The 14,231-nt window shown below is 60.4% G+C and carries 13 protein-coding genes and 3 pseudogenes; 8 read left to right on the forward strand and 8 right to left on the reverse strand.

All coding sequences use genetic code 11. The annotated features are described in order from the left end of the window. The first annotated feature begins 18 nt into the window (after positions 1-18). The 8 genes and pseudogenes from bchC (at position 19) to pufM (ending at position 7,298) form a co-directional block, all read left to right on the forward strand. A complete protein-coding gene (gene bchC, locus ACZ1GU_RS11420; RefSeq protein WP_472648110.1) occupies positions 19-954 on the forward strand; it encodes a chlorophyll synthesis pathway protein BchC in 936 nt (311 codons plus the stop codon). Continuing rightward, the gene (locus ACZ1GU_RS11425; RefSeq protein ID WP_472648111.1) at positions 951-1,931 is read left to right on the forward strand and encodes a chlorophyllide a reductase iron protein subunit X; all 981 of its coding nucleotides are present in this window, start codon (positions 951-953) and stop codon (positions 1,929-1,931) included. Before bchC ends, ACZ1GU_RS11425 begins: the two co-directional genes overlap by 4 nt. After that, positions 1,931-3,451 (forward strand): annotated as a pseudogene (gene bchY / locus ACZ1GU_RS11430) (chlorophyllide a reductase subunit Y); the annotation flags it as partial. The gene ACZ1GU_RS11425 and the pseudogene bchY, both read left to right, overlap by 1 nt. Before the next feature lie 3 nt (positions 3,452-3,454). Beyond that, complete coding sequence (gene bchZ / locus ACZ1GU_RS11435) at positions 3,455-4,915, forward strand: chlorophyllide a reductase subunit Z (protein ID WP_472648772.1); 1,461 nt, start codon at positions 3,455-3,457, stop codon at positions 4,913-4,915. A gap of 130 nt (positions 4,916-5,045) precedes the next feature. Next, positions 5,046-5,210: a light-harvesting antenna LH1, beta subunit gene (gene pufB / locus ACZ1GU_RS11440; RefSeq protein ID WP_472648113.1), complete on the forward strand. Its 165-nt coding sequence runs from the start codon at positions 5,046-5,048 to the stop codon at positions 5,208-5,210. A gap of 23 nt (positions 5,211-5,233) precedes the next feature. Then, positions 5,234-5,422 carry a light-harvesting antenna LH1, alpha subunit gene (gene pufA / locus ACZ1GU_RS11445; protein WP_472648114.1) on the forward strand — a complete coding sequence of 63 codons (189 nt, stop codon included), beginning with the start codon at positions 5,234-5,236 and terminating at the stop codon, positions 5,420-5,422. A 98-nt stretch (positions 5,423-5,520) separates the two neighbouring features. After that, a complete protein-coding gene (pufL, locus tag ACZ1GU_RS11450) occupies positions 5,521-6,342 on the forward strand; it encodes a photosynthetic reaction center subunit L (protein ID WP_472648115.1) in 822 nt (273 codons plus the stop codon). A 14-nt stretch (positions 6,343-6,356) separates the two neighbouring features. Then, positions 6,357-7,298 carry a photosynthetic reaction center subunit M gene (gene pufM / locus ACZ1GU_RS11455; RefSeq protein ID WP_472648116.1) on the forward strand — a complete coding sequence of 314 codons (942 nt, stop codon included), beginning with the start codon at positions 6,357-6,359 and terminating at the stop codon, positions 7,296-7,298. A 135-nt stretch (positions 7,299-7,433) separates the two neighbouring features. On the opposite strand, the gene ACZ1GU_RS11460 is transcribed toward pufM, so the two are convergent. The 8 genes and pseudogenes from ACZ1GU_RS11460 to ACZ1GU_RS11495 form a co-directional block, all read right to left on the reverse strand. After that, entirely contained in the window at positions 7,434-7,739 is a 306-nt protein-coding gene (locus ACZ1GU_RS11460) for a hypothetical protein (protein WP_472648117.1), read from the reverse strand. Further along, positions 7,714-7,869, reverse strand: coding sequence for a tryptophan-rich sensory protein (locus ACZ1GU_RS11465; protein WP_472648118.1), 156 nt, complete (start codon positions 7,867-7,869; stop codon positions 7,714-7,716). Before ACZ1GU_RS11465 ends, ACZ1GU_RS11460 begins: the two co-directional genes overlap by 26 nt. 49 nt (positions 7,870-7,918) lie before the next feature. Further along, positions 7,919-8,197: pseudogene (locus ACZ1GU_RS11470) on the reverse strand (TspO/MBR family protein); the annotation flags it as partial. Beyond that, positions 8,197-9,391, reverse strand: a pseudogene (locus ACZ1GU_RS11475) (geranylgeranyl diphosphate reductase). The pseudogenes ACZ1GU_RS11475 and ACZ1GU_RS11470, both read right to left, overlap by 1 nt. Next, entirely contained in the window at positions 9,388-10,764 is a 1,377-nt protein-coding gene (locus ACZ1GU_RS11480) for a BCD family MFS transporter (protein ID WP_472648119.1), read from the reverse strand. Before ACZ1GU_RS11480 ends, ACZ1GU_RS11475 begins: the two are co-directional and overlap by 4 nt. Next, positions 10,764-11,666, reverse strand: a complete 903-nt coding sequence (gene chlG / locus ACZ1GU_RS11485; RefSeq protein ID WP_472648120.1) for a chlorophyll synthase ChlG — start codon at positions 11,664-11,666, stop codon at positions 10,764-10,766. The genes ACZ1GU_RS11480 and chlG overlap by 1 nt, the downstream gene beginning before the upstream one ends. Before the next feature lie 80 nt (positions 11,667-11,746). Further along, positions 11,747-13,171, reverse strand: a complete 1,425-nt coding sequence (gene ppsR / locus ACZ1GU_RS11490; RefSeq protein WP_472648122.1) for a transcriptional regulator PpsR — start codon at positions 13,169-13,171, stop codon at positions 11,747-11,749. Positions 13,172-13,183: 12 nt separating this feature from the next. Continuing rightward, positions 13,184-14,083, reverse strand: coding sequence for a cobalamin B12-binding domain-containing protein (locus ACZ1GU_RS11495; protein ID WP_472648123.1), 900 nt, complete (start codon positions 14,081-14,083; stop codon positions 13,184-13,186). Positions 14,084-14,231 lie beyond the last annotated feature (148 nt).

The raw sequence follows: 14,231 nt of genomic DNA on the forward strand, positions 1-14,231 counted from the left end.
AGGGGCAGAGGACACGAGATGGATGCATTGGCCGTAATCCTTAGGGGGCCTGAGCGCTTGGCGCTGGGGCAGCTTGAATTACGCGCGCCAGAAGCTTCCGATGTCCTTGTCGAAACGGCCTTCAGTGGGATCAGCAGCGGCACGGAAAAGCTGCTTTGGACCGGGCAAATGCCTGAATTTCCTGGGATGGGTTACCCATTAGTGCCCGGATACGAATCGGTTGGTCGCGTGGTTGACGCTGGCCTTGAAGCCAGAAATCGCATCGGCGATTGGGTCTTCGTTCCTGGCGCGAATTGCTACAAGGACGCGCGCGGATTGTTCGGTGGAACATCGCAGCGATTGCTCGTGCCATCGGAGCGTGCGCTGCCCGTTTCCGAGTCGCTTGGCGAGTCGGGAGTGCTGTTCGCACTCGCCGCTACGGCACTGCATGCAATCAATGGCGGGAAAGCACCTGAACTGATTGTCGGTCACGGCGTATTGGGCCGTTTGCTCGCACGAATCACGATAGCATTGGGTGCGCCCGCTCCTACTGTCTGGGAAACACAGGCAAGCAGGCGCCATGGTGCGCAAGGCTATAACGTGATCGCGCCTAGCGGCGATGAGCGCCGCGATTACACGGCAATCTACGATGCGAGCGGCGATGCAGACCTGATCGACGCGCTGGTCCCGCACCTTGCCAAAGGCGGAGAGATCACGCTCGCTGGCTTCTATTCCAAGCGCTTGGGCTTTGACTTCGCGCCTGCCTTCATGGCCGAGGCGCGGCTGCGCATCGCGGCTGAATGGCAGCCCGATGATCTCGCGCAGACCAGCGCCCTGATTGAAAGCGGCAAGCTCGATCTGTCTGGGCTCATCACCGACCGGCGCTCAGCCGAAGAGGCTGGCTCTGCCTATCCCCGTGCTTTCGGCGATCCCGATTGCCTCAAAATGGTACTCGATTGGAGAGGCTGCGCATGACGATGCTTGACGTAGACGCACTACGCGATGAAGCGAGCCAGGAGCCTGATCCGGTTCACACCGGAGAAGTGACCAAGGAAACGCAGGTCATCGCGATCTATGGCAAAGGTGGTTCGGGCAAGAGCTTTGCGCTCTCCAACCTCAGCTACATGATGGCGCAGCAAGGCAAGCGCGTGCTGCTGATCGGCTGCGATCCGAAGTCCGATACGACCAGCCTGCTGTTCGGCGGCAAATCTTGCCCGACGATCATCGAAACCTCTTCGAAGAAGAAGCTCGCGGGCGAGGAAGTCACGATCGAAGACGTGTGCTTCCAGCGTGACGGCGTGTTCGCGATGGAGCTTGGCGGACCCGAAGTCGGTCGCGGCTGCGGTGGACGCGGGATCATCCACGGCTTCGAGCTGCTCGAAAAGCTAGGCTTCCACGAATGGGGCTTCGATTACGTCCTGCTGGATTTCCTCGGCGACGTGGTCTGCGGCGGGTTCGGCCTGCCGATCGCGCGCGACATGTGCCAGAAAGTGATCGTGGTCGGATCGAACGACCTGCAATCGCTCTATGTCGCCAACAATGTCTGCCACGCGGTTGAATACTTCCGCAAGATGGGCGGCAATGTCGGCGTTGCTGGCATGATCGTGAACAAAGATGACAGCACCGGCGAAGCTCAGGCCTTTGCCAAAGCCGTCGATATTCCTGTGCTCACGGCGATCCCTGCGAATGAGGACATTCGCCGCAAATCGGCCAACTACCAGATCATCGGAACGCCCGGCGGTGAATGGGCAAGCCTGTTTGAAGAGCTTGCGGTGAATGTCGCCGAAGCCCCCCGTCAGCCAACACCGCTCGATCAGGATGGCCTGCTCGATCTGTTCAGCCCCGAAGATACGGGCGGCAACGTCGAGCTCGTGCCTGCAACGCAAGCCGATATGCGCGGCGGTGTTTATGAAGAGAAGCCTTCATTGGAGGTCATTTACGACGACGCCTGATGACCGATTTGCACACCTCTGACGCGGCACGCACCCCGGATACGCTGGACCTCGATTCTAGCGAAGGCGGCTGCTCGAGTGGAGAGACCTTAAAGGATGCAGCTCGCGCAGCGGGCAAGAGCGAGATCCTCGATCAATATGCGGCTGATTATCCGGTCGGACCACACGACCAGCCGCAAAGCATGTGTCCAGCCTTTGGTTCGCTTCGGGTCGGCTTGCGGATGCGGCGCACCGCAACGGTGCTGTCAGGCAGCGCATGCTGCGTTTACGGCCTCACCTTCACCTCGCATTTCTACGGTGCGCGGCGCACAGTCGGCTACGTACCCTTCTCTTCTGAAACGCTTGTCACCGGCAAACTATTCGAAGACATCAAGGAGGCGGTCGAAGGACTCGCCGACCCAGAGAAATACGACACAATAATCGTCACAAATCTGTGCGTGCCGACCGCGAGCGGCGTGCCGCTGCGGCTATTGCCCGACCAGATCAACGGCGTTCGCATCATCGGCATCGACGTGCCAGGCTTTGGCATTCCCACGCATGCCGAGGCGAAAGACGTGCTCGCTGGCGCGATGCTCAAATATGCGCGCGAGGAAGTGGCCGCTGGCCCCGTTGCTGCGCCTGCTGAGCGATCAGACAAGCCGACAGTCACCTTGCTCGGCGAGATGTTCCCGGCTGACCCTGTGGTGATCGGTCAAATGCTGGAGCCGCTTGGCCTTGCCGCTGGACCGGTTGTTCCGACGCGCGAATGGCGCGAACTTTATTCCGCGCTCGATTGCTCAATCGCCGCAGCGATCCACCCATTCTACACCGCCAGCATTCGCGAATTCGAGGCCGCCGGAAGGCCGGTGATCGGCTCCGCTCCGGTCGGAGCGGACGGAACTGCCGCATGGCTCCAATCGATCGGCGACACGCTCGGCCTACCGCAAGCGCAAGTCGACGGCGTTAAGAACGCCATGATCGGCGCAATCCAAGGCGCGCTCGCGTCGCAGCCGATTTCAGGCCGCATCACCGTCTCCGGCTATGAAGGCTCAGAGCTGTTGGTTGCCCGCCTTCTGGTCGAAAGCGGCGCGGAAGTGCCCTATGTCGGCAGCGCCTGCCCCAAAACCCGCTGGTCTGATCCGGACCGCGAATGGCTTGAAGCGCGCGGTGTCAAAGTGAACTTCCGCGCGAGCCTTGAAGAAGACATCGCGGCGGTCGAAGAATACGGGCCTGATCTAGCGATTGGCACGACTCCAGTTGTGCAGCACGCCAAGGCCAAGGCAATCCCGGCGCTCTACTTCACCAACCTCATTTCAGCGCGCCCCCTGATGGGGCCAGCCGGGGCAGGAAGCCTCGCAACTGTAATCAACGCGGCTATGAGCAACAAAGCGCGCTTCGACAGAATGCGCGACTTTTTCGAAGGTGTCGGCGCAGAGCACACCGCTGGCGTGTGGGAAGACACTCCCGTCGACCGGCCCAAATTCCGCAAGAAATATGCGGCCTTGAACGAAGCGGCGCGCAAGGCGAGTCGAGGCGGTGGGCACATGACCCTGATCCTCGATCATGATCGGGCCGGTGGCTATTGGGGTGCGACCTACGTCTTCACCGCGGTCAAAGGGCTTCAAGTCATCATCGATGGTCCGGTGGGCTGTGAAAACCTGCCTGTGACCAGCGTGCTGCACTACACTGACGGCCTGCCCCCGCATGAATTACCCATAGTGGTGACGGGCCTAGGCGAAGAAGAGCTCGGTAAGACAGGCACCGAGGGCGCAATGAAGCGCGCTTGGGAAACGCTCGATCCGGAACTGCCCGCCGTGGTGGTGACCGGTTCTATCGCGGAGATGATCGGCGGCGGTGTCACGCCAGAAGGCACGAACATCAAACGCTTCCTGCCGCGCACGATCGATGAGGATCAGTGGGAAAGCGCCGACCGCGCGCTGACCTGGCTGTGGACCGAATTCGGGCCGAAAAAGATGCCCAAACCGCGCGAGCGCAAAGAAGGCGAAAAGCCGCGAGTCAATATCATCGGCCCCAGCTATGGCATGTTCAACATGGCGAGCGACTTGGCGGAGATCCGCCGGCTGGTCGAAGGGATCGGCGCAGAAGTAGGCGTGGTCTTCCCGCTCGGCTGTCACCTGGCCGATATTCGCCAGCTCGGTATGTCGGACGCCAATGTCTGCATGTACCGCGAGTTCGGTCGCAATCTGTGTGAGACGCTGGAGCGCCCCTATTTCCAAGCGCCGGTCGGGCTCAATTCCACCACCAAGTTCCTGCGCGCACTTGGCGAAGAGCTGGGCCTTGATCCAGAGCCGTTCATCGAGCGCGAGAAGCACACCACGATCAAGCCGCTATGGGACCTATGGCGCTCCGTCACGCAGGACTTCTTTGGCACGGCGAATTTCGGCATTGTCGCGAACGAAACCTATGCGCGCGGCGTGCGCGCTTTCCTCGAGGGCGATCTGGGCCTGCCTTGCGCCTTTGCGCATTCGCGCAGCGCAGGCGTGAAGCCCGATAACGAGCAAGTGCGCGCCGACATTGCCGAAAAAGCACCGCTGGTCGTGTTCGGCAGCTATAATGAGCGCATGTATATGGCCGAAAGCGCAGGGAGCGGCTTTGGCCCGCGCGGGATCTACATTCCGGCGAGCTTCCCGGGCGCAGCGATCCGCCGCCACACCGGAACGCCCTTCATGGGATATTCGGGCGCGACCTATCTGGTGCAGGAAGTGTGCAATGCGCTGTTCGATGCGCTGTTTAACATCCTGCCGCTCGGCACCGAGCTCGACAAGACGCCCGCGACGCCCGCGCGCGACCTTGCCGAATTGAGCTGGGACGAAGCAGCCAAGATCAAGCTTGATCAGCTGGTTGAAGCGCAGCCCGTGCTGGTCCGAATTTCCGCTGCCAAGAAGCTGCGCGACGCCGCCGAGCGCGCCGCGCGCGCACGCGGCGACACGATCGTAACGGCAGACTGCCTGGCCGATGCCATCCTCGCAGGGGAAAGCGCATGATGAGCCAAGCGACCAAGAGTTTCACAAGATTGCCCGGACACCGGGCTCAGCAATCCACGTGGGGGATCACGCGGGGATATCGTCGAGGGCATTACGTCCTCACTTCATCAACGGAATACGGAGAATACCAATGAACGATCCGGCTGATCGCCCGAGCGTTGGCACGTATCTGACCGATGAGGAGGCCAAGGAGATCCATAAAGCATTTATGGGCACCTTCGCACTCTATGTCGGCATTGCGGTTGTCGCTCATATCCTGCTTTGGGCCAACAAGCCCTGGCTTCCGATCCTCTGATCCTCAAAAGATAGGAATTACCTATGTGGAGAATTTGGCATCAATTCGATGTACGCAGGGTGCTTGTCGCGCTGCACGTAGGGCTGGCAGTGCTAGCTTTCACCATCCACTTCATCCTGCTCAGCACGGACCGTTACAACTGGCTCGATGGGCCTAGTTCGGGGACGTCACAAGCAGCTGCAGTGATCGAGAGCTCGGAAGCCTCCGGCTAGCCGAGCCCTCAATAGTGCGTGGAGGCAGGTTCGCCTGCCTCCAACAACTCATTCTGTAACGAGAGTAACCTGCCCTAACCGGCGGGGAGGATGGACTTATGCTCCTTAGTTTCGAGCGCAAATACCGCGTGCGTGGCGGCACCTTGGTCGGAGGGGACCTCTTCGATTTCTGGGTCGGGCCATTTTACGTCGGATTTTTCGGAGTAACGACCGCGATTGCCGCGCTGATGGGGACGATGTTGATCTTCGCGGCGGCGGCTCAGGGCCCAACCCTGAACCCGTGGCTTATCTCTATCGATCCGCCAGCGATTGAAGCTGGCCTTAAATTCATGCCGCTTAACGAAGGCGGGTACTGGCAAGTCATAACCGGCTGCGCGATTGTCGCGTTCGGGTCATGGGCGCTGCGACAGGTGGAAATCTCTCGCAAGCTTGGCATGGGGCTGCACGTGCCCTTCGCCTTCAGCTTTGCGGTTTTGGCCTATGTGACGCTGGTGGTGATCCGCCCGGTCCTGATGGGCGCATGGGGACATGGTTTCCCATACGGCATCTGGACGCACCTCGATTGGGTGTCGAACATCGGGTATCAGTATGTGAACTTCCACTACAATCCGGCGCACATGATCGCGATCACGTTCTTCTTTACGACGTGTCTCGCGCTCGCACTGCATGGCGGATTGGTGCTTTCGGCGGTTAATCCGGGCAAGGATCAAGAGGTTCGTTCGCCCGAATATGAAGACACCTATTTCCGCGATTTCATCGGCTATTCGGTCGGCACTTTGGGCATTCACCGGGTCGGCTTGATCCTGGCGCTCAATGCCGGGTTCTGGAGCGCCGTATGCATCGTGATTTCCGGTCCACTCTATGTCGGCAGCTGGCCAGAATTCTGGGAATTCTGGAAAGCCATTCCGATCTGGTCGTGAAGGAGCAATTGGCAATGTTTCAGATATTTCCAACACTACGCTATCAAAACATCTTCACGCAGATCCAGGTAAAGGCCGAGCCGGAAATGGGCATTGCCCTTCCCGCTGGCGATGAAGATCGGATCAATTCGACCTTCTACAGCTATTGGATGGGTAAGATCGGCCAGTCGCAGATCGGTCCTTTCTATCTCGGCTGGCTGGGCATGATCAGCCTCGCTTTCGGCACGGCTGCTATCCTGATCATCGGGTTTAACTTCTGGGCTCAGGTGAATTGGAGTCCACAAGGGTTCATGCGCGAATTCTTCTGGCTTTCTCTCAACCCGCCCGGCCCTGAATATGGCTTCAGCCCGTTTGTCCCACTGAACGAAGGCGGCTGGTTCATCATGGCCGGCGCATTCCTCACCATCTCAGTTCTGTGCTGGTGGGCAAGGACATATCAGCGGGCCAAGTCGCTGGGCATGGGGATGCACATTCCGTGGGCCTTTGCGAGCGCGATCTGGCTGTTTCTGGTCTTGGGCTTTATCCGCCCGATGCTGCTCGGCAGCTGGAATGAAGCGGTCCCTTACGGCGTGTTCTCGCACCTCGATTGGACCAACAACTTCTCGCTGATTTACGGCAACTTGTTCTACAATCCGTTCCACGCACTTTCGATCGTGTTCCTTTATGGCTCGGCCCTGCTGTTCGCCATGCACGGCGCGACGATCCTTGCGGTGGGCCGTTATGGCGGCGAGCGGGAGATCGAGCAGATCACCGATCGCGGCACAGCCTCTGAGCGTGCAGCCCTGTTCTGGCGCTGGACGATGGGCTTCAACGCCACGATGGAATCGATCCACCGCTGGGCGTGGTGGTTTGCAGTGCTGACCACGCTGACCGGCGGCATCGGCATCCTGCTGACCGGCACCGTGGTCGATAACTGGTACGTCTGGGCGCAGGAGCATCACTACGCACCCATGTGACAGACAGGCTAACGCTTGATGGCGCTCCGCTGTTGTCCACTCTCCCGGACAGAACTGGCGCGCTGAATTGAAAACCCGGTCTCTCCCCAGGAGGCCGGGTTTTCCTTTGTGCGAGTTGAGTTCGGGCGCGCCAGGCTAGCGTTGGCGCTGCGCAAAGCGCGTTCGCAAATCCAGGAGGTGCAAAGGCAGCGACAGGGCCAAAGGCGTTGCGATCCACGGCCAGGCTGCTCCGGTCAGAGCCCCGCGCAAACCCAGCACGATGAGCGCTGCCGGCCCCAGCAATCCCACGATTTCCATGGTGCGCCAACCGCGCAGCTTGAGCCACACCGCCTCGCCAACCAGAACAGCCAGAATGACGTCCGCGGCGTTACCGGACTGGAAAAAGTCTGTTAGCATCACGCGTTCCGGCGTCCGTTCAACCGAACGGGCCGTTAAGCTCAATCACCTGCCAGTTGAGCGCGCCAGCAATCGTGACCCAGATCAGGTATGGCACCAGCAGCACGCTCGCCGCCTTCGAATAGCGGTACGAGTAGATGATCAGCGCGAGGATCGAGAGCCACAGCAGCAGCAATTCGATGAAGGCGAGATCCGGTACGCTGGATGCGGAAGAAGATTAGGCTCCACGTGATGTTGAGAAACGCGTTGAGCGAGAACAGGCAGATCAGCACGTCCGATACCCGGCGTGTCGGCGCGGCGAGCCAGGCTGTCACCGCCGATGCAGTCACGAATGCAAAGATGATGGTCCAGACGATCGGAAACAGCTGATCAGGCGGGTTCCAGCTCGGCTTTTCGAGCGATTGATACCACGGGCCGAGATCGGTGATCGTCGCGCCCATGACAGCAACCGCGATCGCTGCGAGGCTCGCAACAATCACCGGCAATACCCACATTTTGCCCATTAGGCGGCTGCCCTCAATCCCAGCAAATGCGCGCAGTCTTTGAGGAATATCTTGACGTGCGCCATCGGTTTTGCCCGAACCAGCTTCTTGTTCATGTACGCCTGCCAGGTAAGCTGCTGCACGTCCTTGTCGTCACACATCGTCACGAAGCGTTCGCGTCGCTTGTCGCTCGAATACCAGAAATACTGCATCATCCCGAGCACCCAGAAGACCTTGCCGTGCTCCTTCATGAAGCGTTTGCGCGCGCGGCGCAGCGCCTTCACTTCGCCGGTCGCAAGGCATTCGGCTGCGGCCTCAGCGACATAGCGCCCACCGATCATGGCGTAGTAGATCCCCTCGCCTGATGCGGGAGCGACGATGCCGGCAGCATCACCCGCCACGATAACATCGCGGCTAGTTGTCCCAGCGCTTTAGCGGCTTCAAGGGGATCGGCGCGCCCTCGCGACGCACCGTCTGGCAGGTGGACAGGCCCAAGTCGTCGCGCATCGTGCTGACCGCGCCGCGCAGGGAAAAGCCCTTATTCGCGCTGCCGACGCCGATGCTAGCTGTCTTCCCATGCGGGAAAACCCAGGCGTAGAAATCGGGCGAGAGCCTGCCTTGGTAGAAAACGTCGCAGCGCGATGGGTCGTAATTGTCGCCGGAATGATCCGGACTTTCGATGATCTCGTGATAAGCGAAGACGCACGGAATTTTCTCCGCGCCTGCGATGTTCTGCTTGGCCACTGCCGAGCGCGCACCGTCCGCGCCGATTACCAGTTTGGCCCGGATTTTTTCGATCTCACCACCACGCTCACGCCGGAAGCATACCAGCGCGCCGGGCCGATCATCGCGCTCGATCCGGTCGAAGGTCGCCGAGAGCCGCTCTGCGCCGCTGCTCGCCGCGCGCTCACGGAGCCATTCGTCAAAGTGCTCGCGGTCAACCATGCCGACATAGCCGATCTCGCCAACCGGCATATCAACCGCGCGATTGGAGGGTGCGATCATGCGGGCAGAGCGGGCACGCGCCACCAGAAGGCTTTGCGGAATGTCGAAATCTTCCATCAGCCGCGGAGGTACCGCGCCGCCACATGGCTTGATCCGCCCACCGCGCTCCATCAGCAGCACGGAATGGCCCGCGCGGGCAAGGTCGTCGGCTGCGGTTGCTCCGGTCGGGCCGCCGCCAATCACCGCGACGTCATAGATTTTCTCACTCATGCGAATACCTCAGCTTCCCTCTCTATGGGCTCTCGCCCCACGCGATCATTTGTGGCCCGAACCGGTGCCAAACCCTTGGCCGTCGCTCGAATGGCGAGCCAAGCTGCGACAACGAACAGCGCGGCCTCGACCGCGAAGACGAACTGGAACGCGCGGCCTTGATCGCCCAGCACAGCCAGCGCCGCATCGCGCCCCGCCGCGCCCAGAAATCCGCCGAGGCCAAATGCAATCGCCTGCGCCGCGCCCCACACGCCCATGCGCACGCCTTCGCGCGTTTTTGCGCCTGCCCCTGCGAGGCCCATCATCGCCCCGATGGCTGCGACAGCGAACAATCCATTGCAAAAGCCCAGCGCCATCACATTGGCGTGGATCGGCCAACCCGGCCCGACGACCGCGCCCATAGCGAGGCCCGCCAGCGCCAGGGCTGAGCCAAGACAGCCGAACACAATCCAATGTCTCAACTCGCCCGGCATCCGCCCTGCAAAGGCGCTTCCCGCGATCCCGGCAACGATCATTCCGAGTAGCACGCCGCCATTTTGCATACCCCCGAGCCCCGTAGACTCGCCTGGTGTCATGGCAAAAACGATGCCTGCAAACGGCTCGAGGATGAGGTCTTGCATGTTGAAGGCCATCATCGAAGCGAAGATAAAAAGTGTGAAACGGCGCGCGGCTTTCTCGGCGAAAATCTCGGCGATGGCGGCCCGGAAATCGGGCGGCGGATCGTTCTTGGCGGTCTCGGCGAATTGCACCGTTTCGCGCGGCTCAAGCCGGAAGACGGCAAGACCTGCAATGATCAGGCAGACCGCCAGCAATCCACTTGACACCCTCACCAGCCGTGCTGGCGAAAACGGGTCGATCAATTGGCTTACGATGATCGCGGATACGACAATGCCGGCGATCATCATGATCCAAGTGACAGCCGCTGCCGGTGCGCGGCGATCAGGCGCAACACCCGAGGCCAGCAAAGCGAGCGCTGAAGTCCCACTCGCGCCGACACCCACACCGATCAGCGCATAGGCAAGAACACCAAGCGTGATGCCGAGCGCGAAACTGTTCGCCGTCATCAATGTGACTTGGACGGCGAGCAAGGCTCCAGCGGCAAGGACGGCGAGCCCACCCATGATCCACAAGGCGCGGCTTCCGCCTTTGTCCGATCCGTGCCCCCAGATTGGGCGGCACAGTTGCACAGCATAATGCCAGCCGACCAGACCTGCCGGGATAGCAGCGGCAAGCGCATATTCGACCACCATTAACCGGTTGAGCACGGTGGTCGTCAGCATCACCATCCCGCCGATCGAGGCCTGGACGAGCCCAATCCGGATAATCGCAAACCAGCTGAGACCTTTGGGGGCGGCAGGGTTTGCGGCGCGCATCAGATATAGCCCCCGAGGCCGAGCGCTGCGGCGAGCATGCCCAACACATAGAGCGTAACACCGACAGCATTGTACCACGGCGCGAACTTGGCTGGGTTTCTAAGCAGGCGAGGCATTGCGGCGATCTGCGCGATCAGCACGAAAGTCACCGCCAAGGCCGAAAGCAACAGGCCCCATTGCCACAGCAAGAGGATCACGACCGCCTGCGCTGACGCCATGACGCCGCAAGCAAAGCGCGCCGCTTTGCTGATGCCAAGCGTCACCGGCAGCGATTTGAGGCCGGTCGCGCGGTCACCCTCGACCGCCTTGAAATCGTTCAATGTCATGATGCCGTGCGCGCCGATGCTGTAGAGCACCAGCACAACCAGCACTTGTGTCGATGGCAAGCCGCCCGTCATCACGCTCGCACCGGTGAACCAGCTCAACCCTTCGTAAGTCAGGCCGACCACCGCCGGCCCGGCCCAGCCGCTTTGCTTCAGGCGAAAAGGCGGCGCACTATAGGCCCATGCCAGCGCCAGCCCGACCAGCCCCGCAACAAACACCCATATGCCGAGGCTCCACGCGACAATCGCCGACACGACCGTCCCGATGATTGCAATGTAGAGGCCCCACCGCCCGGCAATGCGGCCAGATGGGATTGGTCGATCAGGCTCGTTGATCGCATCGACATGACGGTCGAACCAGTCATTGACGGCCTGGCTGGTCCCGCAAACCAAAGGCCCAGCAAGCAGCACGCCTGCTGCTACGAACAGCCAGCGTCCATCAAGGCTCGCGCCGGACGAAACCGCGCCGCACATAAAGGCCCACATGGGCGGAAACCAGGTGATCGGTTTGAGAAGCTGGACGACATCGCGGAGCGCCGGAATCGGCGACGAGCGAGTCGTGGCTGCTGTCCTCTCCATTTGCGCAAGCTATGCCTGACACTGGCATGCGTCAAACTAAATTGACACTATGGCTAGTCGCTTGCGGATTTTGCAATGAATCAGTCGTTGTCGCCGTCCAAATTGCCCAATCCGTGCCGGTGAAGCTTGGAATAAAGGCTCTGGCGAGAAAGACCGAGAATCTCGGCTGCCGATGCGCGATTGTCCGAGGTGTAGGAAAGGGCCGCTTCGATACAGAGCCGCTCAATCATGTCGGTGCTTTCGCGCACAATATCCTTCAGCGACATGCGTCCGACCAGATCGGTGAGCTGCTCAACCGAGCGCGGCGTGTCGGCAGCGCCCGCCGGGATATCGCGCAGACGCCGCGCAATCGGACGGATGACAAAGCCATAAAGCTGGGTGTCAGCCCCGGTCCGCACGGCAGAAAGTTCAACCTGCTCGCCCTGATCTTCTTCATGCGCGCGCAGAACAGTGCTGACATTTCGGGCCGCACCGTGCTGTTCAATCTGGTTCTCGATCAGGTCGAGATCGATGCCGGGCCGTCCGATCCATCGCGACAAATGCTGTCCACGCACCTGATCGACACTGCCAGCCTGGACCAGCTCGATGAAAGAGGCGTTGGCGCTCACCAGCTCCAGATCCTTGTTCGCAACCACGAAGGCATCAGGCATAGTATCAACGAGCGCGGGCAAAGCGTTGTCTTCGCGCGGTTCGTCCGGTTCGCCGATGAGTGAGCAGCGAAGCAGCAGATAACGGTTGCGGTCTTGCGTAAAAGCAGAAGCAGAGAGCTTCGCAGACTTTGAACCCTTCGCGATTGCCACCTCGATTGGTGCGACATCACCTGCCGCTTGCACCGCGCCAAGCAGCGTCAGGACATCGGCGTGCGATGCGCGATCGAACAGCGCCGAGAGCTTCTTTCCGACCAGAGCGCCTTTGCGCAGGCCGAACATATCATGCGCCGCCGGGTTTGCCTCACGCACACGCTGAGCCGCCGCATCGACGATCACTACCGGTTCGCTCGAAGCATCGAACAGCATGCGATAACGCGTTTCCAGCTGACGAAGGCGCAGATAGTCCCGCTCAAGCGATTGTTGCACTTGCAACAGGCGCTGTTGAAGCTTCGCCGCCTCGCGCAGATCGCGGCCAAACGCGATCCGATGCTGACCGCCATTCACGCTGATTAGAACATAGCGGATCGGCACATCGCCATCGCCCGCAAGGTGGTTGACCTGGCGCCAATGCTGCACTTCACCGCGCCGTGCAGCTGCGAGCATCTCCATGATCTTGGGACGGCTCTCAATCGTGACGGTATCGAGCCAGTTCTGGCCGGTCAGATTCTCAATTCCAGGAAAGAGGTCAGGATCGTAAGCGGTATCTAGGATCGTGCCAGTGTCATCGAGTACGAGCGTGATATCGCCCGCCACCATGGCGAGCTTCATCGCAGCATCGGCATCCAGCGAGTCGAACAACTCCGCCGCCTGTCCAAAGGGGTTCTTACCCTCAATGCTGTGCTTGCGTGTCAGCATCCGCGTTCTGCCTTACTCTGCGGGCTGTTCGCTCGAAATCGCATTCTGCACCAGCTCTTCAGCCACATTAACCGCTGCCCTGGCATCCAACGCTGTTCCATCTGCTCCGACCTCTGAAACGAGGTCCGTATTCTCATTGACCACTCGGCCACCAATCATGATCTGCATGTGCGGATTTGCGGCCACGCTGCGCATCGCATTGATGATCTGTGCGATGGCGGAGCTAGGACAATCGCGGGTGATGGTCAACGCCGCCACATCGAAGGGTCTCTCCGCCATTCTTCGCAGCAAATCGCCGCGGCTTGGCTCCACCAGAACTTCGCTCGCCCACCCTGAGCGCGCGAACATATCCTCGACCATGATCGGTCCGAAACTGTGCTGATCGCCCGGCATTGGTGCGACCAGAATGCGCCGCTCGCCCGAGACCGCAGCAACCAAAGGCGGACAGCGATGCGCGACCTCGCGCATTACTTCCTGCAAACGCCACAAACCCATTGTAACGTCGACAAAATCGCACTCATCCGCTTCCCAAAGCTCACCCAGCTTGCGGGCAGCGGGAGCGAGCAGATCGACGTAGATTGCTTCTACGCTGACGCCTTTATCCAAGTGAGCCTGCACTATATCCAAAAGGTCGGCAGCCTCTGCATGCAACGGAAGCGTTGCAAAATGGCTCGCATCGAAGGGATCAATCTCGGATTTGCTCCCCTTTGCGGGCGAGGCTTTCTCCGGCGTGTGCGCCATCAGCAATCTGGGGATAATCTCCCCCTCGATGATCGAGCCGATGGCAGCGCTGTCGAGCGTAGCCGGGCTGCCGTCGTCATCATCGCTGAGCGCGATCCGCTTCAGACGTGAAAAAGGGTCTCCGATCACTTTGCGTAATGCAGCTGATCCAGTGCCAATCACAGATGCCATTCGTCAGACTCTCCCAGTCTGCCGGGTCAAACAGGCCCGGATGTGGCGCGGATTGCGTCATCGTTGATGAGAATGGCGGAGGCTGCGCGACTCCGGAATCATCAACGGAAACCGCCGTACGCCTATTTTGACACATTAGCAAATTGAC

This window comes from Erythrobacter sp. HA7-11, from assembly GCF_055693605.1.